Source organism: Micromonospora sp. NPDC005163 (assembly GCF_053599835.1).
This window is the reverse complement of the sequence record NZ_JBSFYP010000003.1, coordinates 250,389-273,074: the sequence shown is the minus strand read 5'-3', so window position 1 is coordinate 273,074 and position 22,686 is coordinate 250,389. Positions and strand designations below refer to the sequence as shown.

General features: G+C 71.1%; 20 protein-coding genes and 1 tRNA gene. 11 read left to right on the top strand and 10 right to left on the bottom strand.

Translation table 11 applies throughout. The features are described from left to right. Positions 1-108: 108 nt before the first annotated feature. The 3 genes from ACWD6N_RS04705 to ACWD6N_RS04695 all read left to right on the top strand — a co-directional run bounded on the left by ACWD6N_RS04705 (position 109) and on the right by ACWD6N_RS04695 (position 4,745). Positions 109-1,551, top strand: coding sequence for a hypothetical protein (locus ACWD6N_RS04705; RefSeq protein WP_354964546.1), 1,443 nt, complete (start codon positions 109-111; stop codon positions 1,549-1,551). 316 nt (positions 1,552-1,867) lie between these two features. Next, on the top strand, positions 1,868-3,715 hold the full coding sequence (locus ACWD6N_RS04700) for a 2-oxoacid:acceptor oxidoreductase subunit alpha (protein ID WP_450004511.1): 1,848 nt from the start codon (positions 1,868-1,870) through the stop codon (positions 3,713-3,715). Then, on the top strand, positions 3,708-4,745 hold the full coding sequence (locus tag ACWD6N_RS04695; RefSeq protein WP_354964544.1) for a 2-oxoacid:ferredoxin oxidoreductase subunit beta: 1,038 nt from the start codon (positions 3,708-3,710) through the stop codon (positions 4,743-4,745). Before ACWD6N_RS04700 ends, ACWD6N_RS04695 begins: the two co-directional genes overlap by 8 nt. Positions 4,746-4,971: 226 nt before the next feature. Here the strand turns inward: ACWD6N_RS04695 and ACWD6N_RS04690 are convergent, their stop codons facing one another. Together ACWD6N_RS04690 and ACWD6N_RS04685 are read right to left on the bottom strand one after the other, a co-directional pair. Then, on the bottom strand, positions 4,972-6,774 hold the full coding sequence (locus tag ACWD6N_RS04690; protein WP_354964543.1) for a trypsin-like serine protease: 1,803 nt from the start codon (positions 6,772-6,774) through the stop codon (positions 4,972-4,974). 346 nt (positions 6,775-7,120) lie between these two features. Continuing rightward, a complete protein-coding gene (locus ACWD6N_RS04685; protein ID WP_450004510.1) occupies positions 7,121-7,765 on the bottom strand; it encodes an FMN-dependent NADH-azoreductase in 645 nt (214 codons plus the stop codon). An 82-nt stretch (positions 7,766-7,847) separates the two neighbouring features. Here ACWD6N_RS04685 and ACWD6N_RS04680 point away from each other — a divergent pair, with 82 nt between their 5' ends. Further along, complete coding sequence (locus ACWD6N_RS04680) at positions 7,848-8,336, top strand: MarR family winged helix-turn-helix transcriptional regulator (protein WP_450004509.1); 489 nt, start codon at positions 7,848-7,850, stop codon at positions 8,334-8,336. A 22-nt stretch (positions 8,337-8,358) separates the two neighbouring features. Here ACWD6N_RS04680 and ACWD6N_RS04675 read toward each other — a convergent pair whose 3' ends face one another. After that, the gene (locus ACWD6N_RS04675) at positions 8,359-9,372 is read right to left on the bottom strand and encodes a potassium channel family protein (protein ID WP_354964540.1); all 1,014 of its coding nucleotides are present in this window, start codon (positions 9,370-9,372) and stop codon (positions 8,359-8,361) included. Positions 9,373-9,539: 167 nt separating this feature from the next. Here ACWD6N_RS04675 and ACWD6N_RS04670 point away from each other — a divergent pair, with 167 nt between their 5' ends. From ACWD6N_RS04670 to ACWD6N_RS04650, 5 genes are all read left to right on the top strand, one after another. Beyond that, positions 9,540-10,052 (top strand): SigE family RNA polymerase sigma factor, encoded by a 513-nt coding sequence (locus ACWD6N_RS04670; RefSeq protein WP_450004508.1) that lies wholly within the window; start codon positions 9,540-9,542, stop codon positions 10,050-10,052. A gap of 11 nt (positions 10,053-10,063) precedes the next feature. Beyond that, positions 10,064-11,176 (top strand): hypothetical protein, encoded by a 1,113-nt coding sequence (locus tag ACWD6N_RS04665; RefSeq protein ID WP_450004507.1) that lies wholly within the window; start codon positions 10,064-10,066, stop codon positions 11,174-11,176. Between the two features lie 111 nt (positions 11,177-11,287). Beyond that, positions 11,288-11,785: a helix-turn-helix domain-containing protein gene (locus ACWD6N_RS04660; RefSeq protein ID WP_450004506.1), complete on the top strand. Its 498-nt coding sequence runs from the start codon at positions 11,288-11,290 to the stop codon at positions 11,783-11,785. Between the two features lie 136 nt (positions 11,786-11,921). After that, positions 11,922-12,521 carry a ClpP family protease gene (locus ACWD6N_RS04655; RefSeq protein ID WP_387323103.1) on the top strand — a complete coding sequence of 200 codons (600 nt, stop codon included), beginning with the start codon at positions 11,922-11,924 and terminating at the stop codon, positions 12,519-12,521. A gap of 261 nt (positions 12,522-12,782) precedes the next feature. Continuing rightward, a complete protein-coding gene (locus tag ACWD6N_RS04650) occupies positions 12,783-13,535 on the top strand; it encodes a hypothetical protein (protein ID WP_387323101.1) in 753 nt (250 codons plus the stop codon). A gap of 75 nt (positions 13,536-13,610) precedes the next feature. On the opposite strand, the gene ACWD6N_RS04645 is transcribed toward ACWD6N_RS04650, so the two are convergent. After that, positions 13,611-14,096, bottom strand: coding sequence for a hypothetical protein (locus ACWD6N_RS04645; protein ID WP_387323099.1), 486 nt, complete (start codon positions 14,094-14,096; stop codon positions 13,611-13,613). Between the two features lie 305 nt (positions 14,097-14,401). Further along, a complete protein-coding gene (locus tag ACWD6N_RS04640) occupies positions 14,402-14,728 on the bottom strand; it encodes a zinc finger domain-containing protein (RefSeq protein ID WP_450004505.1) in 327 nt (108 codons plus the stop codon). A gap of 100 nt (positions 14,729-14,828) precedes the next feature. On the opposite strand from ACWD6N_RS04640, the gene ACWD6N_RS04635 reads away from it, so the two are divergent. Next, positions 14,829-15,380: a hypothetical protein gene (locus ACWD6N_RS04635; protein ID WP_450004504.1), complete on the top strand. Its 552-nt coding sequence runs from the start codon at positions 14,829-14,831 to the stop codon at positions 15,378-15,380. A 92-nt stretch (positions 15,381-15,472) separates the two neighbouring features. On the opposite strand, the gene ACWD6N_RS04630 is transcribed toward ACWD6N_RS04635, so the two are convergent. Beyond that, positions 15,473-15,545, bottom strand: a tRNA-Arg gene (locus ACWD6N_RS04630). 248 nt (positions 15,546-15,793) lie between these two features. Between ACWD6N_RS04630 and ACWD6N_RS04625 the strand changes: the two genes are divergently transcribed. After that, on the top strand, positions 15,794-17,023 hold the full coding sequence (locus ACWD6N_RS04625) for a trypsin-like serine peptidase (protein ID WP_450004503.1): 1,230 nt from the start codon (positions 15,794-15,796) through the stop codon (positions 17,021-17,023). 64 nt (positions 17,024-17,087) lie between these two features. On the opposite strand, the gene ACWD6N_RS04620 is transcribed toward ACWD6N_RS04625, so the two are convergent. Genes ACWD6N_RS04620 through ACWD6N_RS04605 form a run of 4 tightly spaced genes read right to left on the bottom strand, consistent with a single transcriptional unit; the run spans position 17,088 to position 22,616 of the window. Next, on the bottom strand, positions 17,088-18,233 hold the full coding sequence (locus tag ACWD6N_RS04620; RefSeq protein WP_450004502.1) for an alanine racemase: 1,146 nt from the start codon (positions 18,231-18,233) through the stop codon (positions 17,088-17,090). After that, positions 18,230-19,828, bottom strand: coding sequence for an IucA/IucC family protein (locus ACWD6N_RS04615; protein ID WP_450004501.1), 1,599 nt, complete (start codon positions 19,826-19,828; stop codon positions 18,230-18,232). The genes ACWD6N_RS04620 and ACWD6N_RS04615 overlap by 4 nt, the downstream gene beginning before the upstream one ends. Next, positions 19,825-21,450, bottom strand: coding sequence for an IucA/IucC family protein (locus ACWD6N_RS04610; protein ID WP_450004500.1), 1,626 nt, complete (start codon positions 21,448-21,450; stop codon positions 19,825-19,827). Before ACWD6N_RS04610 ends, ACWD6N_RS04615 begins: the two co-directional genes overlap by 4 nt. Beyond that, positions 21,447-22,616 carry an ATP-grasp domain-containing protein gene (locus ACWD6N_RS04605; RefSeq protein ID WP_450004499.1) on the bottom strand — a complete coding sequence of 390 codons (1,170 nt, stop codon included), beginning with the start codon at positions 22,614-22,616 and terminating at the stop codon, positions 21,447-21,449. The genes ACWD6N_RS04610 and ACWD6N_RS04605 overlap by 4 nt, the downstream gene beginning before the upstream one ends. Between the last annotated feature and the right edge of the window lie 70 nt (positions 22,617-22,686).

The window sequence follows — 22,686 nt, the reverse complement described above, 5'->3', positions numbered from 1 at the left end:
CCGAAAGGGCCGTCCCGAACACGTTACGGACTTGTTTCCGAATGGGACTAGTGCTCGAAGGCAACTGTTACCGAATACTGGACCCCCACCCATGTCACCGGAGGACAGATGGCCAGCGCGCAGGTTCCGCCCGGCTCCCGGGCCGCGGGGCGGCGTCCCGCGCCCCTGCTGGCGACCTCGCTCGCGCTCGGCCTGCTCGCGGCGCTCGCCGTAGCACCGGCCTGGGCCAGCGCGGCGACGCCGGACGCCAGCCCGGTCGCGGTGGTGAGCGATCCGGTGACCGAGCCCGAGCCCGTCCCCGAGACCACCCCGGCGGAGGAGCCCACCCCGACCGAAGAGCCCGGCGGCGATCCCCTGCCCACCGAGACGGCCCCGGAGACCACCGCACCGCCATCGGAGACGACGCCACCGGCCCCGCAGACCACCGCGCCGGACGTGACACCGGCGCCGACCACCGCCGCGCCCGCGCCGGGCAGCACCACCCGCCCACCCACGCCCGGACCACCGGCGCCCCCCGCGCCGTCAGCGCCCCCGGTCCGTCCGCCGGCACCGGGCCCGGACGCGCCGCCGCCGAACCCACTCGGCGTGCGGGTCACCACCGAGGACGTCACCCTCACGGGCGGGTACTGGAACGCCGCCAGCACCGCCACCACGCTGCGGGTCACGGTGACGAACACCGGCACCACCGCCCAGCGGATCCGACTCTCGTACACCCTGCCCGCCGGGCTGACCGACGCCGGGACGAAGGGCTGCACCGCCACCGGTGGTGGCGCGTACCGCTGCGGGGCCTGGACGGCCGAGGCGGGCGCTCGGTTCAGCAGCCTGCTCCGGCTGCGGGTCGCCGGCACCGCCTGGAAGCAGATGCCACTCAGCGGGTCCGTGCGGGTCACCGCGAGCGCGCCGGGAATCACCGGCGAGGCGGCCGACGTCCAGGGCTTCGCGGTGCTCTTCCCACCGGGCCCGCCGGTGCCCGGGATCTCGCTGGCCGCCGACGAGGTGAGCTTCGACATCAGCGGCGCGGCGAGCACCCTCGCGGTCCGGCTGGGCAACACCGGAACGGTGGACGCGGCCGGCCGGGTCGAGGTGGTCCTTCCGCCCGGGGTGAGCGTGCCGGCCCCACCGGCGGGCTGCGTGGCGATCGACCCGACCCGCACCCGGTGCGACACCGGCCCGGTGCCGGCGGGCAGGACCGCCGATCTGCGGCTGCCGCTGGAGGCGACCGCGCAGGCCCAGCAGGAGGCGCCGCTGTCCGGCGCGGTGATCGGGCAACTCGACCCGCGTAGCGGCCCGACCCGACAGGTGCAGATGAGTTTCCGGATCACCGCGGCCGCCGCGCTGGCCACCCCGGTGGTCTCCCCGCCCGCGCCCACCGGCTCGCAGGGCGTGCTCCCCGCCGGGGGTTCGGCCGACGACGGCGGGATGACCTCGGTGCAGCGCACCGCGATCACCCTGATCGTGATCTCCGCGTCGCTGGTGGTGCTGGCCCTCACGCTGGCCACCACCTCGCTGCGTCGCCGGCTCACCGACCCGACCACGGCCCGCACCGACTGACCGGCCACACCACGTGTCCGGCATGCGGCGAGGGTCGCTGGCGGGACGGCGACGGTGATCTGAATTACGGCGGGCTGCGCGAAACGCCGCAATACGGCGTAATCCTCAACCGGATCCGGTCCCAGTCGGCGGACCTCCGGGGAAGGTCGGGGGTCTGTTCGACGTAGGCTCTCAGGTGAGGAACGACAGCGGACCGGACCAGCCTGGAGCGGTGCGGTGCAGCGTTGCGTCAAGGAGGTCCCGTGACCGGGCAAGGCGAGGTCACCATCATGTTCAGCCGCCCGCGCGACCGCGCGCAGCGAAGCGAGGTGCAGGCGTGACCAAGCAGATCCGTCAACTCGACCGGGTGGTCATCCGGTTCGCCGGTGACTCCGGCGACGGCATGCAGCTGACCGGCGACCGGTTCACCTCGGAGACGGCGCAGCTCGGCAACGACATCTCCACACTGCCCAACTTCCCCGCCGAGATCCGGGCGCCCGCCGGCACCCTGCCCGGCGTGTCGAGCTTCCAGGTGCACTTCGCCGACTACGACATCCTCACCCCGGGCGACGCGCCCAACGTGCTGGTGGCGATGAACCCGGCGGCGCTCAAGGCCAACCTGGCCGACCTGCCCCGCGGCGCGGACATCATCGTCAACATCGACGAGTTCACCAAGCGCAACCTCGCCAAGGTCGGCTACCAGGCCAGCCCACTGGACGACGACTCGCTGGCCGGCTATGTCGTGCACCCGGTGGCGCTGACCTCGATGACCGTCGGCGCCCTGGCCGCGTACGACGTGTCCAAGAAGGACGCCGAGCGGTCGAAGAACATGTTCGCCCTCGGCCTGCTCTCCTGGATGTACTCCAGGCCCTACGAGTCGACGCTGCGCTTCCTGGAGCGCAAGTTCGCCGCCCGTCCCGAGCTGGTCGCGGCGAACGTGGCCGCCTTCAAGGCCGGCTGGAACTTCGGCGAGACCACCGAGGACTTCGCAGTCCGCTACGAGGTCAAGCCGGCGAAGATGCAGCCGGGCACCTACCGCAACATCACCGGCAACACGGCGCTCTCGCTGGGTCTGGTCGCCGCCGGAGTCCGCTCCGGGCTGCCGGTCTTCCTCGGCGCGTACCCGATCACGCCAGCGTCGGACATCCTCCACGAGCTGAGCAAGCACAAGCGCTTCGGCGTGCTCACCATGCAGGCGGAGGACGAGATCGCCGCGGTCGGGGCGGCGCTGGGCGCGTCGTACGGCGGGTCGCTCGGGGTGACCACCACCAGTGGCCCCGGTGTGGCGCTCAAGAGCGAGACGATCTCCCTCGCGGTGGCGCTGGAGCTGCCGCTGGTGATCGTGGACGTGCAGCGCGCCGGCCCGTCGACGGGCATGCCGACCAAGACCGAGCAGGCCGACCTCAACATGGCGCTCTACGGCCGGCACGGCGAGGCACCCGTCGCGGTGATCGCGCCCAGGTCGCCGTCGGACTGCTTCTTCGCCGCGCTGGAGGCGGCCCGGATCGCGCTGACCTACCGCACCCCGGTGATCCTGCTCTCCGACAACTACGTCGCCAACGGCTCGGAGCCGTGGCTGCTGCCCGACGTGGAGTCGCTGCCCGACCTGCGGGTGGAGTTCGCCACCGAGCCCAACGGCGAGGACGGCACCACCTTCCTGCCCTACCTGCGCGACCCCGAGACCCTGGCCCGGCCGTGGGCGATCCCGGGTACGGCGGGCCTGGAGCACCGGATCGGCGGCTTGGAGAAGGCCGACAAGACCGGCGACATCTCCTACGACCCGGCCAACCACGACTTCATGGTCCGCACCCGCGCGGCCCGGATCGAGACGATCCCCGTGCCGGACATCGAGGTGGAGGACCCGGACGGCGACGCCCGCGTGCTGGTGCTCGGCTGGGGCTCGACGTACGGGCCGATCGGTGCGGCGTGCCGCCAGCTCCGCCAGCGTGGCCTGTCCATCGCCCAGGCGCACCTGCGGCACCTCGCCCCGATGCCCGCCAACCTGGCTGAGGTGCTGCGCTCCTACGATCGGGTGGTCATTCCGGAGATGAACCTGGGCCAGCTCGCCCACGTCATCCGGGCCCGCTACCTGGTCGACGCGATCAGCTACAACCAGGTCCGCGGCCTGCCGTTCACGTCCACGGAGCTGGAGACGACGCTGGAAGAGGTGCTGAAGAATGTCTGAGCCCGTCGCCCTCAAGCTGACCGCCAAGGACTTCAAGTCCGACCAGGAGGTCCGCTGGTGCCCCGGCTGCGGTGACTACGCGATCCTGGCGGCCATCCAGCAGTTCATGCCGGAGCTGAACATCCCCCGGGAGCGGACCGTCTTCGTCTCCGGCATCGGCTGCTCGTCCCGCTTCCCGTACTACATGAACACGTACGGGATGCACTCGATCCACGGCCGCGCTCCGGCGATCGCGACCGGCCTCTCGGTGTCCCGGCCCGACCTGTCGGTCTGGGTGGTCACCGGTGACGGTGACGCGCTCTCCATCGGCGGCAACCACCTGATCCACGCGCTGCGGCGCAACGTCAACCTCAAGATCCTGCTGTTCAACAACCGGATCTACGGGCTGACCAAGGGGCAGTACTCGCCCACCTCCGAGGTCGGGAAGATCACCAAGTCGACCCCGGCCGGTTCGGCGGACGCCCCGTTCAACCCGCTCTCCCTCGCGCTCGGCGCGGAGGCCAGCTTCGTCGGCCGGACCATCGACTCGGACCGCAAGCACCTGCAGTCGGTGTTGCGGGCCGCGGCCGAGCACCAGGGCTCCGCGTTCGTGGAGATCTACCAGAACTGCAACATCTTCAACGACGGGGCGTTCGACCAGCTCAAGGATCCGGCGACCCGGGACGACTACCTGATCCGCCTGGAGCACGGGCAGCCGATCACCTTCGGCGGCGCCGACGGCCGGTTCTGCGTGGTGCACCCGCCGGGCGGGTTCGGCCTGGAGGTCCGGGAGACCAGCTCGGTCCGCCCAGAGGAGATCGTCGTGCACGACGCAACGGTGGCCGACCCGGCGTACGCGTTCGCGCTGTCCCGACTGCCCGGCCTGGACCTGCGCAACACCCCGATCGGAGTGTTCCGCTCGGTGGACCGGCCGTCGTACGACAGCGTGGTGCAGAGCCAGCTCGCCGCCGCCAAGGCGAAGGTCACCGAGACCCCCGAGCAGCAGCTCGCCGGCCTGCTGGGCAGCGGCGACACCTGGACCATCCTCTGACCGGACGTTCCGAGCACGGCCGGGCCGGCGCCGGAACGTCCGCGAGCGTTATACCTCTGAGGCATAGATATGACTCTGAGGTATAACGCTCGTGACTGTGTTGGGCTGGCACGAGGGTTGGGCCGAGGAACCGCAGGGGCGCTCGTGGCAGCTGGACAGCGATGAGAAGGGGCCCGCAACCGATCCGGTTGCGGGCCCCTTCCGTTCGCGGTGGCGCAGACCTCGATCAGAAGATCGGGTTGAAACCGCCCCAGCCGCTGGAGATCACCTTGCCGCTCGCGTCGAGCCACTGGCCGTAGCCGTTGGTGGTGTAGAGACGCATCTGGTTGCTGCTGTTGACGCCCAACAGATCCATCATGTTGTCGCCGCTCCAGTCACCCGGAACCATGATGTTCTTGTAGTTGGCCCAGCCGCTGCCGATCTGGGTACCGGACGGGTTGGTCCAGCCGCCCGTGCCGTTGGACTGGTACATCTTCAGCACGCCCGTGGAGGTGCGGCCGATCAGCACCTCCAGCCCGTCACCCTTCCAGGCGCCCGGGGTGAGGAACAGGTTGAACCCGTTCCAGCCGGTGCCGATCCGGGTGCCCGACGGGTTCTCCCAACCGCCCGCACCGTTGCTGGTGTAGCGGATCAGGTCGCCGTTGGACTTGCGGACCATCAGGCTCGGCCGGTTGTTACCCAGCCAGTTGTTCGTCACCATGAGAGCGGTGAAACCCGCCCACCCGCTGCCAATCTTCCGGGCCCCGCCGACGAAGTTGCCCGCGCCGTCGGAGTCGTAGATGAACAGCTCACCGGTCGGCTTCATGGCCATGATGGACGGCTTGTTGTCGCCGTTCCAGTTGTAGACCCGGAAGACCCGGGTGAAGCCGGACCACCCCGCGTTGATCTTCCGCTTGTAGTAGAAGCCGCCACTACCGTCGTTGGAGAAGCCGCTGCCGTAGTACAGCTGGAGGTTGCCCGCGCTGTCCCGACCGATCAGGTCGGTGTGCCCGTCGCCGGACCAGTCGGCGTTGATCAGCTTCGGCCGGGTCAGGTCCGCCTTGATGGCGTTGCTGTAGTAGCTCAGCCGCTCGTAGTAACCCGGGGACGACCCGCACGGCTCGAAGCCCCAGTCGGTGATGCCGACCTGGACCCCGTTGACGAGCAGCGGACCGCCCGAGTCACCCCCGCAGGTGTCGCTGCCCGGCGTGGTGTCGGTGCCCGAACCGGCGCAGATCATCCGGTCGGATCGGTAGAGCGCGCCAGCTGCACAGTCCTCGTTGGACCGCATCGGGACGGTCGCCTTGCGCAGCCGGCTGTCCATCACCGCGTCGTTCGACGAGGTGACGCCGTAGCCCGCGATCTGGGCCGGCGTGCCGGCCGCGTACGGGCTCTGGTCGCCCTGGGCGCTCAGAGCCACCGGGGTGTACGCGCTGGGCAGGTTCTGCTTGAGCGTGAGGACCGAGACGTCGTCCAGGATCGGAGCGTAGGGGTCCTGGTACTGCTGGGCGATGTTCCAGCTCGGGTGGGTCCAGGTCGAGCTGACCTCGGCGACGTAACCGCTGCCGGGGATGATCTGACCGTTGCTGTCGAACAGCCGGTCCTTGCCGGCGAGGACCCGCGTGGTGCCGGGCCCGTCGGCGGTGCAGTGCGCGGCCGTCAGCACCTTGTTGGGGGCGATGATCGAGCCGGTGCACCAGTACCAGTAGTACTCCCCACCTTCCTCAATACTGGTGACGATGCCCACGATGTACGGAAACTCGGAGGCGCTCGCCAGACTTCCCTGGAAGACCTTGGGAGACGCAATCGAGCCGGACTCGAACGCCCGGCCCTTGGCGCCCGGCTCGGGAAGCGTGAGCTTCCCCTTGTGCAGGTTCGGCAACTTGCTGAACCGGTCCGGTTGGGAACTGCTCGCCGCGTCGTACACGTCGCCCCCGGCGGGGGCGGCGTGAGCACTGGTCGCGGGTGCGACCGCCGCCGCGCCCGCGAGAGCGAGGCCCGCCGCGACACCGGCGTACCACCGCCGTCGGGCTCCTGCGGATGTTGCCACTTCAGCCACTGATTGTTTCCCGTCGTCCGATTAACGAGGTACTCGGAACGGCCCGGATGAGATGCGTCCGAACGGACGGGAAGGTGACGACCGACGCCGGAGCCTCCGGCGCCGTGCGAAATTGTTTCCCCCGTCGTGCCTGCGCCAGCGACACCGCGCGAGCACTCGCTGCGGCGACCTCATTGGCAGTTCCAAGCCGCCACACCGTAGCAAGCATCACGGCGCGAAAGAAGCTCCGAATAGAGGGTCTTCGCTCGGCCTAGGGGAGGAACGTGGGACCTCCGTCCGGGGGTGGCTGGCCTTCCGGCGCGGAACGGCCAGCCACCGTCCAGACCAGAGGTCTCGCTCAGCGCTGCGCGGAGGACGGCAGCCAGAGGTTGTCGATCTCCTTCTCGGTTGCCGCGAGGCTCGCCTCGTGCAGCGGGACCAGCTCGGCCATCGCCGGGACCGACGGGGCGAGGGTCAGCTCGGTGCTGATGAAGCGCGGCTCCATGCCGGTCAGCGCGAGGCCGTGCGGAAGCCACGGCTCGGCGTGGTCCCAGCCGTAGCGGGGCGTGCCCTCGCCGTAGCCACCACCCCGGGTGGCCAGCACGACGAACTCCCGCCCGCCGAGCAGACCCTGCTGGGAGGCCGGGTCGTACGCCAAACCGGGCACGATCAGGTGGTCGACCCAGGCCTTGACGCTGCTGGGCGCGCCGTAGTTGTAGAGCGGCAGCCCGAGCAGCACCACGTCGGCCTGCTTCACCTCGTGGATCAACTGCTCGCTGAGCTCCCAGGATTCGCGCTGCGCCGGGGTGTGCTCGTCGGGGGGCGTCATCCGGGCCAGGCCGCCCGCCGCGTCCAGGTGCGGCAGCGGCTCGGCGCCCAGATCTCGGTACGCCACCGTGCCGTTGGGGTGGGCCGCCTGCCAGACGGCGACAGCGCGGGCGGTGAGCCTCCGGCTGACGGACCATTCGCCACGGATGCTCGAGTCGATATGCAGCAGATGCATGATTCCTCCTCCAGGGATCGTTCGTGAAGCGCCAACTATTTATAGCAGGCCGATGTTCCATCAGCTCGGTAGACTGGGTCACATGTCCGCCGCATCGCTCGACTCTTCGGAGCACCGCTCCGGCCCGCTGCTGGACCATCTGGCCCGGCGTATGCGGCTGCGGTCCGAGTCGGTGCTGTCGCCGCTGGGCCTGCGCCCGCGGCATCTGGTCGCGCTCACCGTGCTGCGGGACGGCGGCGGCACCAGCCAGCAGGCGCTCGCCCGCACCCTGGCCATGGACGGCACCAACATCGTCGGGCTGCTCAACGACCTTGAGTCGATGCAGCTGGTCCAGCGGCGCCGCTCGGCCGCGGATCGCCGCCGGCACGTCGTCGAACTCACCGATGACGGGGCAAAACGCCTCAGCGAGGCCGAATGCGCCATCGCCGCCGCCGAGAACGAGGTGTTGGGGGCGTTGGAGCCCGACGATCGGGAGAAGCTCTACCTACTGCTCCGACAGGCCGCCAGCGGGACGACGGTCGCCTGCGAAGCGGTGATCCTCGAGGACACGTCTCCCGTCGACGGCCGCTGACGCCGTCGCAGCGGCGGGCGCCTCAGACCGCCGAGGTCGACTGGGGGCGGTCGTCGCGGACGTGCACCAGCATGTCGCCGGTCTCGATCACGGCGCCGGCCCGGTCGGCCAGGGTGACCACCTTGCCCCGCCGCACCAGGGCGATCACCAGAGAATCCAGCTCGCGCGGCGAACGACCCACCTCGTCCCGCTCCGCCGAGCGCATCGCCAGCGCCATGCCCTGACCCGGGGTGAGCAGGTCCTCCACCACGTCGATGAGCGGCGGGGCCGAGGTGGAGAGACCGAGCAGCCGACCGGCGGTGGCCGAGGAGACGATCACGTGGTGCGCACCGCTCTGCTTGAGCAGCGGGGCGTTCTCCGCCTCCCGGGCAGCCGCGATGATCCGGACCTGACCCGCGGTGAGTTGCCGCACGGTCAGCGCCACCAGCACCGAGGCGTCGTCGCTGTCGGTCGCGATGATCACTGCCTTCGCGTTCCGGACGTGCGCCTCGTTGAGCACGGACGACCGGGTCGCCGAGCCCTCGATCGCGACCAGTCCGGCAGAGGTGGCCTGCCGCAGGGCAGCGCTACTGCGCTCCACCACCACGATCCTCGACCGATCGAGGCCGTTCTCCAGCAGGGCGGAGACCGCGCTGCGGCCCTTGGTGCCGTAGCCGCAGATGATGACGTGGTCCTTCACGGTTCTCCTCCACCGCGACAGGCGACGGCCGGTCCGGTACTGATCGGTCAGGACTTCCAGGGTGGTACCGACCAGGATGATCAGGAAGAGCACCCGGGCGGGCGTGACGAAGAGAACGTTGACCAGCCGGGCCGACGGCGCGGCCGGGGTGATGTCGCCGTAGCCGGTGGTGGAGAGCGAGACGACCGCGTAGTAGAAGCAGTCGAGCAGCGTCAGGCCGTCCTCGTTGACGTCGCGGTAGCCGTCCCGGTCCAGGTAGACCGCGCTGACCACGGCCAGGACCAGGGCCAGCGCGGCGGCCAGCCGTAGGCTCAGCGCGCTCAGCGGACCCCGGCGCTGCGCAGGGAAATGGATCACCGTCGAACCTGCTCCGCCACTGTCACCTGCACGCCCACAACATAGCGGGTGGGCCGTACGCCGCACGTCCGGGTCGCGCGGCGGACAACCGGCCCCGGGCCCGCACCCGACTACCTGACGACAACGACGAACCGGTGCGGGCCGGCAGACGGAGGGGCGCGACCCTCGTGACGACAAGCGGCGGACGGCGAGCCGAGGCCGACGACGAATACACCGAGTACGTGAGATCCCGGATGGTCCAGTGGCGACGGACCGCGTACCTCATGTGCGGGGACTGGGACCGGGGCGACGACATCCTGCAACGGGTGCTCACCGAGCTGTACCGCTCCTGGAGCCGAGCGCGGCAGGCCGACCACCTGGACGCGCTGGTCCGCACCATGCTGCTGCGGCGGCTGATCGACGAGCGGCGGTTGCGCTGGTCCCGGGTACGGCTCGGCGCCGCACTGCCCGACGTGTCGACGGCCGCCACCGACCCGACCGACCGGATCACCCTGGTCGGCGCGTTGCGACAGGTGCCTCCACGCCAACGCGCGGTGCTGGTCCTGCGGTACTTCCAGGATCTCAGCGTCGAGGAGACCGCCCGGGCCATGGGCTGCACGACGGGAACCGTCAAGAGTCAGACCGCGAAGGGTCTGGCCACCCTGCGCACCCTGCTGTCCACCAGCCTGACCGGCAACTGAGAGGAGCGACGATGCTGGATGAACGCCAGATTGGCGACCTGATGCTGGCCGAGATCGAATCGGCGGAGCGACCCTCCGCGGTGTTGGACGTGGACCAGGCGATGACCACCGCGCGGCGGCAGCGCCGCCGCGCACAGGGGGTCGGTGCGGCGCTGCTGGTGGCGGCGCTGGCCGTCGGCGGGCTGACCGTCCCCGACCTGTTCGCCCCGGAGGGCCCGCCGGCACCGTCCGGTGCGGCAGCCCCCGCCGGCCAGACCGGTCTGCCGGCCGCACTCACCGCGGTGGATCCACAACGCGTGTACGTCCGGTTCGGCTGGCTGCCGGACGGGTTGCCCAATCTCCAGTACCAGGCCGGGCTGCTGCTCTCCGGTCCCGGGGTCTACCTCGGCGCGTCCAACGCCCCCGGCAGTGACCAGCGGCGGAGCGTCAGCGTCGACCTCTACCCGAAGGGAGTGGAGCCACCGGCACCGCAGCGCGACAGCGGGCAGCCGGCCACTGTGACCGACACCAGCGACGGGCCCGACCTGAACGGCGGGGCCAGCACCTTCACCGCGTACGGCGGCGCCGAGGCGCCGGAGGCCATCCTGCGCTGGCGGTACGCCTCGGACGGCTGGGCACAGCTCCGGGTGGTCGGCACCGGACCGGACGTACGGGGCACCGCGGTACAGGTTGCCCGATCGCTGCGATTCGGCGCGGACACCGTCCCGATGCCGGCGACCGTGGCGGGACTGCCCACCAACCTTCGGATGATCACGGTCAACGTGTCCGAGTCACTGGACGAGCCCCGGTCCTGGTACGCCGGGTGGACCTGGACCGCGGAGCCGACCACCGCCGAGCCCCAGTGGCAGCGGGCCCGAACGCTGTCCGTCGGGGTCTCCCGCTACCGCCACATCACCGATCCCGCCGACAATGAGTACGTCGACCCGAACACCACCGTCGACGGGCACCAGGCGCGGTTCGGTGGGCAGAACGGCAACGAGTCGCTGACCGTCTACGACGTGAACGGGGCGAACGTGTCGTTCGACGACAGCGCCCTGCTGCCCGCCGGCGGCACCCGGGCCCTGTTCCGGCACATCACGCTGGCCCGGGACCCGGCCGACTGGCACACCCACCTGACCCGATGAACCGTCGGGCCCGCGCCGAGCCGCGGGGCGGGCCCGGACGGGTCGGCCCCGACGGCCGGCAACGGGCATGATGGGGGTGGCCAAACCGACGACCGCGAGAGTGAGGCCCGCATGTCGTTGCTGCGACGAGTGATCGGCGGGGTGCTGCGCCGCGTGCGCCAGAGCCAGGGCCGCACGCTGCGCGAGGTGGCCGCGTCCGCCGGCGTCTCCGTGCCGTACCTGTCGGAGGTCGAGCGGGGCCGCAAGGAGGCCTCGTCGGAGGTGCTCGCGGCGATCTGCCGGGCGCTCGGCATCCGCCTCTCCGACCTGCTGGAGGAGGCCCGCGACGATCTGCGCCGGGTCGAGCCGCGCATCCCGGCCGCGCCGCGGGCGGTGCTGAGCCGGCTCGAGCGGGTCGAGGTGGCTCGACGCGACGCCGGCAACCACACGCTGCGGGTGGGCCCGCGCACCGCCGGGCCGATCCTGCACCGGGGGCCGGGGGCGGCCGGCCCGACCCTGCACGTCGGCGCGGTGCCCTCCGCCGGTGGCTTGCGCCCCGGTCCGCGTACCGCCGCCCTGCGGGGCTGTGCGCGGGCCCGGGCGGGTGCGCGGCGGCTGACCGCCGCGTAGGCCGCGCGGGTTCTGCCGTCGGCGGATCTGCCGGCGGAAGAATCCCTGGGCCAGCCACCGTCGCCGCGCGCACGCTGGAGGGGCCGGTCCACCGGGCGGTCCCACCGCCCGCCGGCACGGCGGAGGGCGACTGCGAATGATCGACAATGGTGTACGGATGCTGGACGGCGGGCAGCCGTCCTTCGGTGATCAAGTGTTCGAGCGGCTGCTGCGGGAGCGCATCGTCTTCCTCGGCACCGAGGTGACCGAGGAATCGGCCAACCAGATCTGCGCGCAGATCCTGCTGCTCGCCGCCGAGGACGCCGAGCGGGACATCTACCTCTACATCAACTCGCCGGGCGGCTCGGTCAGCGCCGGGATGGCGGTCTACGACACGATGCGCTACGTCCGCAACGACGTGGCCACGCTGGCGCTGGGGTTCGCCGGTTCGATGGGGCAGTTCCTGCTGTGCGCCGGCGCGGCCGGCAAGCGGTACGCGCTGCCGCACTCGCGGGTGATGATGCACCAGCCATCCGGCGGGATGGGCGGCACCGCCTCGGACATCACCATCCAGGCGGAGAACATGCTGCACGTGAAGCGGACCATGCAGGAGCTGATCGCACAGCACAGTGGACGGACGCTGGACGAGATCCAGCGGGACTGGGACCGGGACCGCTGGTTCACGGCCGAACAGGCCTTGGAGTACGGCCTGATCGACCACGTGCTCACCCGCGCCGAGCAGCTACCGTCGGTCTGACCTGTGCCAACGCCGGACGCGGCCCCCTCGATCCGCGTCCGACCAGGCACGAGCGGGCCTGAGTGGTGCCGGCCCCGATACGTCCGAGCCTATTCCCGCCGGTGGGAATAGGCTCGGCTGGAGAGGCGCAGCGCATTTCCACAGATTCTCGTTACAGAGATCGGCGTAAATCTGATGCGCCCCAGCCACCGACACCTCGGCATCGCGATGGGGGTGATGCTGGAGAAAGGCGGCCAGCGGCGGTCCGTTAGGGTCGCGTCTATGCGTCGACTGATCCCAACCCTTTCGATCGCCCTCGCCGCCGCCCTCGTGGCTGGCTGTGGCACCAACTCCACCGGCGACTCCGCCGCACCTGCAACGTCCACAGCGGACCCGGTCACCGCCATCCGGCAGGCCATGGATCGCAGCCTCGCCGACACGGTCACCATGGACGCCTCGATCAAGGCCGGCACCCAGTCGATCACGCTCAGCGGAAAGATGGACCCCGCCTCCCGGGCGGTCCAGGTCACCGGCAACGCCCCGGAGCCGATGGAGGCCCGGCTGATCGACGACGCGGCCTACATCAAGTCGGACTCGCTCGAGGGCGAGAAGCCGTGGATGAAGATCGACCTCAGCAAGCTCAAGCCGACCAGCTCGCTGCGCCAGTCCTTCGACCTCAAGGCGCAGACCGGCATCATCGGCGGCGTCGTGTCGGCGCAGGATGCGGGCGGCGGCCGCTACACCGGCACCGCCGACCTGGGCAAGGCGGCCGAGGCCGCCAGTTCCGATGGCGGCATGCGCCAGGGCCTGGAGTCGTCCGCGAAGCTGGCGAAGGACCCGACGGCGATCCCGTTCGAAGCGACTGTCGACGCCGATGGCCGCCTCACCGCGCTGTCCTACACGATCGCCACGAAGACGGTGGGCGACCTGGTCACCGACATGCGCATGAGCGACTTCGGCGAGAAGGTCTCGGTGACCGTACCGCCCGCCAACGAGACCGAGCCCGCCTCCGCGGAGATGTACAAGTTCCTCTGATTCCCGATAGAACGCGGTGCCCTCCGGATGGTCCGGAGGGCACCGACCGTTTCTGCGGGAACACCACCGCCGCGATCAGCCATCGCGATCGGCCGCGTACGAGGCCGGCGGTTGGGCGCTCTTTGCCGTCGTCGTGGCGAGGAGCCCGCACACGGCGGTGGCCAGTCCGAGGGCGACCGCGGCCGGGTTGACGTACCCCGGCACGGACGACGTGACGTACGTGTCGCCACCGTCGAGGTGGCATTCGAAACGGAGCGGCAGGTAGCTGACCCCGTACCCGGTGACCTGGCTCGCCAGTTGCGTCCCGGCTTCCCGACACGGCTGGATCGGGAAGGAGCCAGCTCCCCCGTCCTCCGCCTGCATCACCGCGACGCCGACGTGGAGCAGTCCCCACGCGTACATGGCGACGGCGGCGGCGCCGACGAGGAGCGCCGCCGCCCGCAGCCGCGCCGGCCGGGAGCGCCCGCCTCTACGAAACACCGCGACGAGCCCCCGAACGGTGAGGACCACCGTAGTGACGGCGCCGCCGAGCGCGGCGAGGAGCAACACGAGAAAAAGCATGGCGCCGTCCTTGGTCTCGCGGGGTCGTCACGGCGCCGAGCGGGCGGCGCGGTGACTCAGCCCAGGTCCTGTCAGCAGTCGAACGGTCGACTGCTTCGGGAACCCAATCACCCGCTGACGGCCACTGTCCAAGACCGCACGTCTGTCGGTCCGATAGGCGTCCGGATATCAGCCCTGCCTGTGGGGGTCTGCGGGTCGTCCCGGCGAGAGGCACGGCGGGAGGCATCCAGAGCCGAAGCCCCCGTCGCCACGGCCGGGAGCGCCTTCGCCTCGCCTCGCCTACCTGGATCTTGCCCCAGAGGTCATCAGCGGAGTGGAGTGGGGAGAGGCACTTCTCCGCTCAGCGCCTTCTCAGCCAACTCGATGCGCTGGCGGTGGAGCGCGTCGTCGCTCAGAGGGTGGCCAGGCACGTTGACACAGCGTTGGGCTGCCAGGGCATCGCAAACCGGACATTGAAGGAACATCCCGCCGGATGGCACCAGTTCGACACCTTGAGCCAGGGCCGCTCGGCCGATCTTGACGATCGCCCTGTAAAGGTCGTAGTCCTGGTGCCGTGCAGCGGCAGCGGCCACCGCCCGCATCCCTTCCCAGAACTGTTCGGCGGCCCTTGGTTCGTCTACGTCGATGCGCACGATTGCGCATCCCCGCCCTCTGACCGGCCAAACCTCACGGTGTTGCTGTCCACACGGTGGGGTTTGTGTATGGTCCGTCGGTGGTCTTGGGGAGATCCTGTTGCCGGCGTGGCTTGCCGTGACGCCGATATCGCGGTGGCCGGTGCTCGCGCCGGCAGTCGCGGTCGGGGTGCTGGTGCTCGGCCTGGCGCTCAACGCCGCAACGATCATTTACGACCTTACGCGTTACGACGCCGTGTACTACGTGCCGCCCGGGGAGGCGTCCAACCGGAGTGGTTCTGCAGACCTCGGCATCCAAGTCGTCAATCAACTGGCCTTGGTTCTGTCCGGCCTGGCCGTGGCTGGCCTGCTCCTGTCCATAGCGGGGCTCGTGCGCGGCAGGACGTGGGCACATGTGACGACCTGCATCCTGACCGCTCCATTCGCTCTTTGCTGTGGCCTGACGTTCATCAACGATCCAGGCTCATCCGCTGAAAACCCGGGGCATATCTGGGCGCCGACCTGGGTTCGCGTTGGCGATGCGCTGGTGCTACCCCTGCTTGTGGGCGCGGCAACCGTCGTCGTGATCCTGCTGTTTGTCCCGGCGGTGCACCGGCGCTTCCACCCGTCCGGTCGGCAGCGCGACCCGCGAGGGCTCCGTCATCACGAATAGCTGAGCCGTTGCTGGGCTGCCACCGCAGGCCGGCTCCTTGCGGAGCCGGTGCGTGTTTCCTGCTCAGGTAGCTTTCTGGCTGATCATCGAGGTGCCCCCGGCAGGATTCGAACCTGCGACACACGGTTTAGGAAACCGATGCTCTATCCCCTGAGCTACGAGGGCGCGAGCGCTCAGTTTAGCGACCTGCGTGGCGGCCTGCGTTGGCAGGGAGCCACCCGCTTTGACCTGCGTTTCCCCGGCCGGCGGGCCCAGGCGGCGACCACACGTGCGCCAGCAGCAGCCCGATGCCCGGGGAAGAGTTGGCGCGGCGGTGCGTAGATCAACATTAGATAGTTAAATTTACATATCTCGTTGGCCTCGGGTATGAAGTCTGCAAGCACGTCTGGGTGCTGTCCGTGGGAGGAGCGACGATGAAGCATGCCCTGCGCCGCCTACGAACGGTGGCGATCGCGCTCAGCGCCGGCACACTCGGGCTGAGCCTGCTGTCCGTACCCGCCGCCGAGGCGTACTCGGTTCAACCTCTCGCACCGCACTCCGAGCGTGCACCCGAATCCGAGCAGTTCTCCGCCGAGGGCGTCACCACGGTCGGTGAACTAGGGACCACCACCGGCTCGCTGTCCTACGCGCAGGACGGCGGGACGCAGATCATTCGGCACCCCGGTGCGTCGTACGTCAAGGTTTACTTCAGCTCCCTGCGCCTGGCCCACGGCGACTACGTGACCGTGTCGAGCCCCGACGGCCGGGAGAGCTACCGGTACGACCGCTACCTGAACCGGGCGACCGGCGCCGACTACACCACCGACGGGCAACCGGGCTTCTGGGCGATGTCGGTGGAGGGCGACACCGCGGTGGTGACACTGCACAGCAGCCGTGCCTCCCGCAGCAGCGCCGCGACCATCGACCGGTTCTGGCGCGGCTACGACCGCACGGAGATCACGCAGCACAACTTCACCACGCAATCGGTCTGCAGCACCGACGCCCGCCGCGACGTGGTCTGCTACCAGACCAGCCACCCCAACGAGTACGCCCGGGGCAGGGCGGTGGCGCGGCTGCTGATCAGCGGCGGCGGGATGTGCACCACCTGGCGGGTCGGCAACACCAACCGCATGCTGACGAACAAGCACTGCTTCTCGACGCAGTCCGCCGTCAGCGGCAGCGAGATGCAGTTCAACTACCAGTGCGCCACCTGCGACGGCTCCAACCCCGGCGCCGGCACCAAGGTCAGCGGCGCCACCCTCTACAAGGTGAGCAGCGGCGGCTCCAACCAACTGGACTACACCCTTTACTCGGTGAACAACTTCGCCAACATCCAGTCGTTCGGCACCCTGTACCTGGCGACGACCGCCACCACCACCGGCACGCGGATGTACGTCCCGGGGCACGGCGACGGCAGCCCGAAGCGGCTGTCGATCTTCGAGGACACCCAGAACGGCGCGACGTGCACCGTGCGGAACGCGAACTACAACACCTGGAACATCAGCTACAGCTGTGACACCTCCGGCGGCAACTCGGGCTCGCCGGTGCTGAACGCCAGCCACCGGGTGATCGCCCTGCACCACCTCGGCGGTTGCCCGTCGAACCAGGGCGCGAAGGCACACCTCATCTACAACGAGATCGCCAGTCTGATCGACAACGGCTGACGACGGCTGACGACAACGGGCCGTCTGGGCGCGATCCGCCCCGACGGCCCACCGGCATCGTGGGTCACGGACGCAACGGCCGGGCCGCCCAGTCGGCGGCGAGCTCATCCGGATCACCGGTCCGGAACAGCGGCGGCTCGTGCAGCAGGAAGTCGCGGTGGCTGATGTTCCAGGCGTACGCGCCGGCCATGGCGAAGGCCAGCACGTCCCCCACGCCGATCGGCCCCGCGGTGGCCGAGCGGGACAGCACGTCCTTCGGGGTGCAGAGCTGCCCGACCACGGTGACCGGGCCGCCGTCCGTGCGCGGGCCGTCGGCACCGCGCCGCCGGTGCACGCTGAACGGTTGCGGGTGGCCCTTCGCCGCGGGTGTACGCAGGTGATGGGTGCCGCCCGCCACCACCACGAACCACTCGCCGTAGGAGCGCTTCACGTCGACCACCTCGGTGAGGTACGCCCCGCAGTAGGCGGTGACCGACCGGCCCGGCTCGATGCGCAGCCGCAGGCCGGGGTACGCGTCGAGGACGTCGGCCAGGGCGCGGCCGTAGCTCACCCAGTCGAATCGCGCCGTCGGGTCGCCGTAGTCGACGGCCATTCCTCCCCCGACATCGACCTCGGCGGCACCGACCTCGGCGACGGACCAGCGGACCACGGCGGCGGCGACCGCGCCGGCGAGCGGGGCGTCCAGTCCGCTGGCCAGGTGGGCGTGGATTCCGCGCACCTCGACGCCGGCGGGCGGCCGGCGGGCACACTCCACCGCGTCGGCCGGATCCATGCCGAACGGGCTGGGCCCACCGCCCATGATCAGGCTCGCGCCGGGCGCGGCCACCGGCAGGTTCACCCGCAGCAGCACCTGGGCCGACCGGCCCGAGGCGGCGGCCAGCGCGCCGATACGCCGCAGCTCGGCCGGCGACTCGACGTGGATGCGGTGCACTCCGGCGGCGAGGGCCGCGGCAAGATCCTCGTCGGTCTTGCCGGGCCCGGCGTACGCGCCCGGCGCCCGGCCCGGCAGCACCTCGGCCAGCCTGCGCAGCTCGCCACGGCTGGCGGCCTCGAACCCGTCGACGACCGGGGCGAGGGTCCGCAGCACCCCCGGGTCCGGGTTCGCCTTGACCGCGTACAGCAGCTCGATCCCCTGCGGCAGCGCCGCGCGGACGGACCGGGCATGCGCGGCCAGCCCGTCGAGGTCGTGAACGTAGACCGGTCGGGTCACCGTGGCCCGCCCATCGGATTCGGCACCCGCACGAACGGGGCGGCACGGTCGGCGTCGCGTCGCCACCGGACCAGCAGGTTCGCCTTGGCCACCAGCGGCTCCCCACTCAACAGCACACGCAGCTCGGGCGGATCGCCGAGGTCGGCCGACACCGCCTCGACGACCGTACGGAGCTCCTGCCACAGCCGCGGCTCGATCCCCGGTCGCCCGTCGGCGAGAGCGCCGCAGACCCCGCCCAGGTGGTTGACGAACAGGCAGTAGACAATCCGGCGGCGGGCGTCCCGCGGACCGTAGCCGACCTGCGGCGGGACGCCGTCCGGCCAGCTGGCCCACCGGTCGGTGTCCAGCTTCACCCCCTCCAGGTCCCGCAGCAGCATCCGCACCGGGTGACGCTCCCGGTCGAGGACCACGACCACGTTCTGCAGATGCGCCTCATGCACGACGCCGTGGCTGAGCCAGCAGCGCAGCACCGCCGGCACCAGCAGCCCGATGTACGCGCGCCACCAGGGCACCGGATCCGGTACCGCCAGCGGCGTGGCGGCCAGCGCCGCCGCCAGCACCGGGGTGTCCCCGGGTCGCAGGTGCGGACGCAGGCCGGTGCGCAGGATCGTCCCGTACGCCTCGTCCGCGCCCGGGACGCCGACCGTGCGGTAGGCGGGCTCGGCGAGCACCCCGACCCCGGCCGGCATCGGCACCCGGGCCAGCAGCTCGGTCAGGGCGACCGCGCCGGTGAGTTCGTACCGTGCGTTCTTGCGCAGGCAGTTGGTGATCCGTACGTGCAGGCTGGTCTTGACGAACAGATCGGCGTCGGGGGCGTAGAGGGTGCGGACGCTCGCTGTCGGTCGCACCGGAACACCGGCCGCGCCGAGGTGGCGAAGCCGCGGGTCCGCTGGCGGAATCAGCGACAGCTGCCAGGGGTGCACCGGCAGCACCCGGTGCCCGGCCGGGGGCCGCGGCGGGTCGAGGGCGGTGATCAGCGGGTCGAAGGGCCCGGCGCCGGCGACGAGGTCGTCCGGTACGGCGAGCCAGTGCAGCCGGAACGCGGTGCGCAGCTCCGGCGCGTAGGCCCGCCAGCTGTCCGGATCACCGCTGCGCCACTTCGGCGTGGGGTGGTGGGGGTGGCCGAAGATCAGCGACTGTTCGGAATCGACGTACGCGTCGATCGCCGGCTCGCCGGTGGGGGTGGGATCCTGCGCCGGACGCTCGGCGAGCAGCCGGGCCACCGTGTCCCGGCTGGCCTGGACCTGCCCGAGGAACTCGTCGTTCACCTGGCCGGTACGAGCGGCGAGTTCCGCCGCGACCAGGGCGGCCAGGCCGGCAGCGTCCAGGTCCTCCCACCGGCCGTCGTCGGTGTTCCGCTGCACCGGCCCGACGTACCGGTGCGCGCCGAGCGGCGAGGTTCGCACGACGGCGCAGCGCAGTGTCACGCCGAGGTGCCGCAGCAGCAGGCGGGCGGCCCCGCCGACCACGGTGGCGTCGCCGTCGGGCAGGGCGATCTCGCGCAGCAGGCAGCCGAAGACGGTGTGGGCCGCGGCCAGGTCGGCGAGGTGGCTGGCGCCGACGCCGGGCCGGGAGCGCAGCTGTGCGCTCGTCATCGTGTCTCCCGGAGGTAGTTCGGGCCGGTGCGCCGGTAGTACTTGTTGACGTCAGAGCAGCCGAGCCGCTGCTTGGGCAGCAGGGTGCCGGCGGTGAGCATCGCCTTGATGGGTAGGTGGGCGGCCCGCAGGACCCGCTCGGTGAAGGATCGCACCGCCGGCCCGTCGCCCCAACGGTCCCGCGCCGCCGCCAGCCGGGGCGCGAGCGCGGCGGCCGGTGCGGGCACCGGCAGCCCTCTGTCGGCCAGGGCGATCAAGGGCGCCGCCGCGGCCAGGTGCAGGGTGATGGTGATGAACACGTCGGCCAACTCCTGCGGGTCGCGTGCCCACATCCGCTCGTCCCGCAGCGGGAGCCCCGCCGGGCCACCATGCCGGAGGTCCAGTCGGGCGCCGTCGTTGTCCTTGTAGAGCAGGCCGACCGACCCGTCCGGGTGCACCAGCAGGTGGATGTTCTGCGGGTGCGCCTCGAGGGCCACCCCGTGCCGTAGCCAGAGGCAGACGTGCCAGTCGAGCAGCAGATCCAGGTAGGAGTCGAGCAGCGTCTCGGGCCGTCCGCGGCTGACCCGTTCGAGGACGGTGCCCGCGACCGGATCGGGTGCGGCGAGGGCGGCGACCGGCACCACCTGCACCCCATCCAGATCGCGCGGATACCGGCGCAGCAGGAAACCGCGACGTTCGTCGCCGTCGACGTACGCGTAGGTGCTCTCGTCGGCATGACGGATCCGGCCGGCGAAGGCCGGTTCCGCAGTGGCGATCCGGTCGAGCAGCCCGGCAACCGTCGCACCGTCGACCAGCGAGCCCGGGTGCAGTGTCCGCCGGTTGCGGGCCCCGAGGCTCGCGGTCGGCAGCGGCACCTTCAGGTGCAGGTACGGGTCGTGGTCGAGCGCGACGGTCCGCATGGAGAGGGTGGGCCGCGCGGAGATCATCGGCAGGTCCGCCGTCGGTATCGCGTCGCGTGCCGCGGTGAGCGGATGCGCCGGCATCAGCACCTGATCCGGGCGGGGAGCCGACGGCCACCAAGACGGAAGGTCGCCGGTGCTGGTCACGTCCTCGACGGGAACGGCGTACCAGCGCAGGGGGAAGCGCGGCGCGTGCTCAGGCGCGTACCGGAGAAGGTCGTCGTCGTCGAGTCCGTGCCGGCACCGATCGGTGGGGTAGACCGGATGACCGTGGTGCGCGGCGAGCACGTCGTCCAGGAGCGCCGCCGCCATGCCGGTCGGGGTGATCGCACGCTGGGCCGCCACGTCGGCGAGCACGCGTGGCCGGGCACGGGCGGCGAGCCGCCGGGCCCGCAGGTCGCCTCGGCACTCGGCACCGAAGTCCCGCCAGCCCGCCTCGGCCTCGACGTCCCCGTGCGGAGCGAGCAACGTCAGCAGACCGTCCAGTGTGTCCGTCCGCCGGGTGTCCCCGTCGATGACGACGTGCACCACCGGTGCGGCGCTGCGCAGGACCTGCTGGAAGCCGTCCGCGCGAACCGGAATCCGGAGCATCCCGGCGTCGTGCGGGACCTCCCACCAGTCGGGAGCCGCCAGTCTGCCTCCGCTGAGCAGGCCGAGGTGGTCCTCGCGCAGCAGCGCGTCGAGCACCCGGAGGAACACCTCCCGCTCGCAGTCGTCGCTCACTCGACAATCGTCCACTGGAGGTCGCGGCGGAAGGTGGCCAGGGACGCTCGGACGCTGTCCTGGTCGGGGCCGATCGCGTGCAGCACAGCGAGGTAGTCGCGGTTGGTGCCGGTGCGGGCGGCGGTGCGGCCCACCTCGCGTAGGGGTCGGCAGCTCAGCCGGACGTCGCCCCGGGTCGTGTCCAGCCGGCCGGGTGCGGCGGCGAGCCGGCCCGTCCGGTCCGCGCAGACGTACTCGACCCGGGCGTACCGGTCGACGGTGGCGGGCAGGTCGAGGGCGGCCAGCGGTTCGCCGAGGTGCAGCCGGATGACGTACTCGAACAGCGGCACGCCGAGCAATTCGGCGAGGATCAGGTCCATCCGATCACCGATGAGGCGGTAGTTGACCTCGATGAGGCGGACCCGGCCGTCCTGGACCACGTACTCGGTGTGGCAGGCGCCGAGGCCGACCCCGAGCGCGTCGAGCCGCGCTCGAAGCTGGGTGCTGGTCGGCTGCGCCGGGGGTGACCAGTCGAGGCTCTCCTCGGTGAAGGTAGGCGGCGGCCCGAGGTGGGTGCGCCACCCGCCGAGGTCGGCCAGCGCCGTACCGTCGCCGAGGGTGTCGTAGGTCCGCAGCTCTCCCGCGAGGTACTCCTCGACCACCAGGGCGACGTCCGGCCGCCGGCCGCGGATCTCGGCGACCCGGGCGCCCAGCTCCCGGTGGTCGGCCACGAGGTAGGCATCCTCGCTGGCCACCCCCTCGCGGGGTTTGACCACCGCCGGGAACATCTCCTCCGACACGGCGGGCGGGACACCGGGGCCGACGGCGACGGAGCGGACCAGGTCGAGCCCGGCCGCCTCAATCGCCCCGCGGGCCGCAGCCTTGTCCTTGCAGAGACGTGCCGCGTCGGGATCCTTGCCGGGAAGACCGAGCTTGCGGGCGGCGACGGCGGTCACCTCCTGAAGGTGGTCGCTGTTGGACAACAGCGCCACCGGTCGGTCGGGTGCTGTCGCCGCGACCACCGCTGCCGCGTCCCGGATCGCACACCGCGCCACCGGCGAGCCGGCCGGCCACTCCCCGGGTCGATCGGTCAGCACGGTGACCGGCAGACCGAGCGATGCCGCCGCCGGGAGGAAGCCCTCCAGGACGGCGTCGGTGGGGTTGAGCGCGGTGATGTAGAGCCGCATACCGCCTCCGTCGACTAGGACTATCGCCGTCATTAGGCTAGCCTATCCTTATTGTGGAGGTATGCGCGGT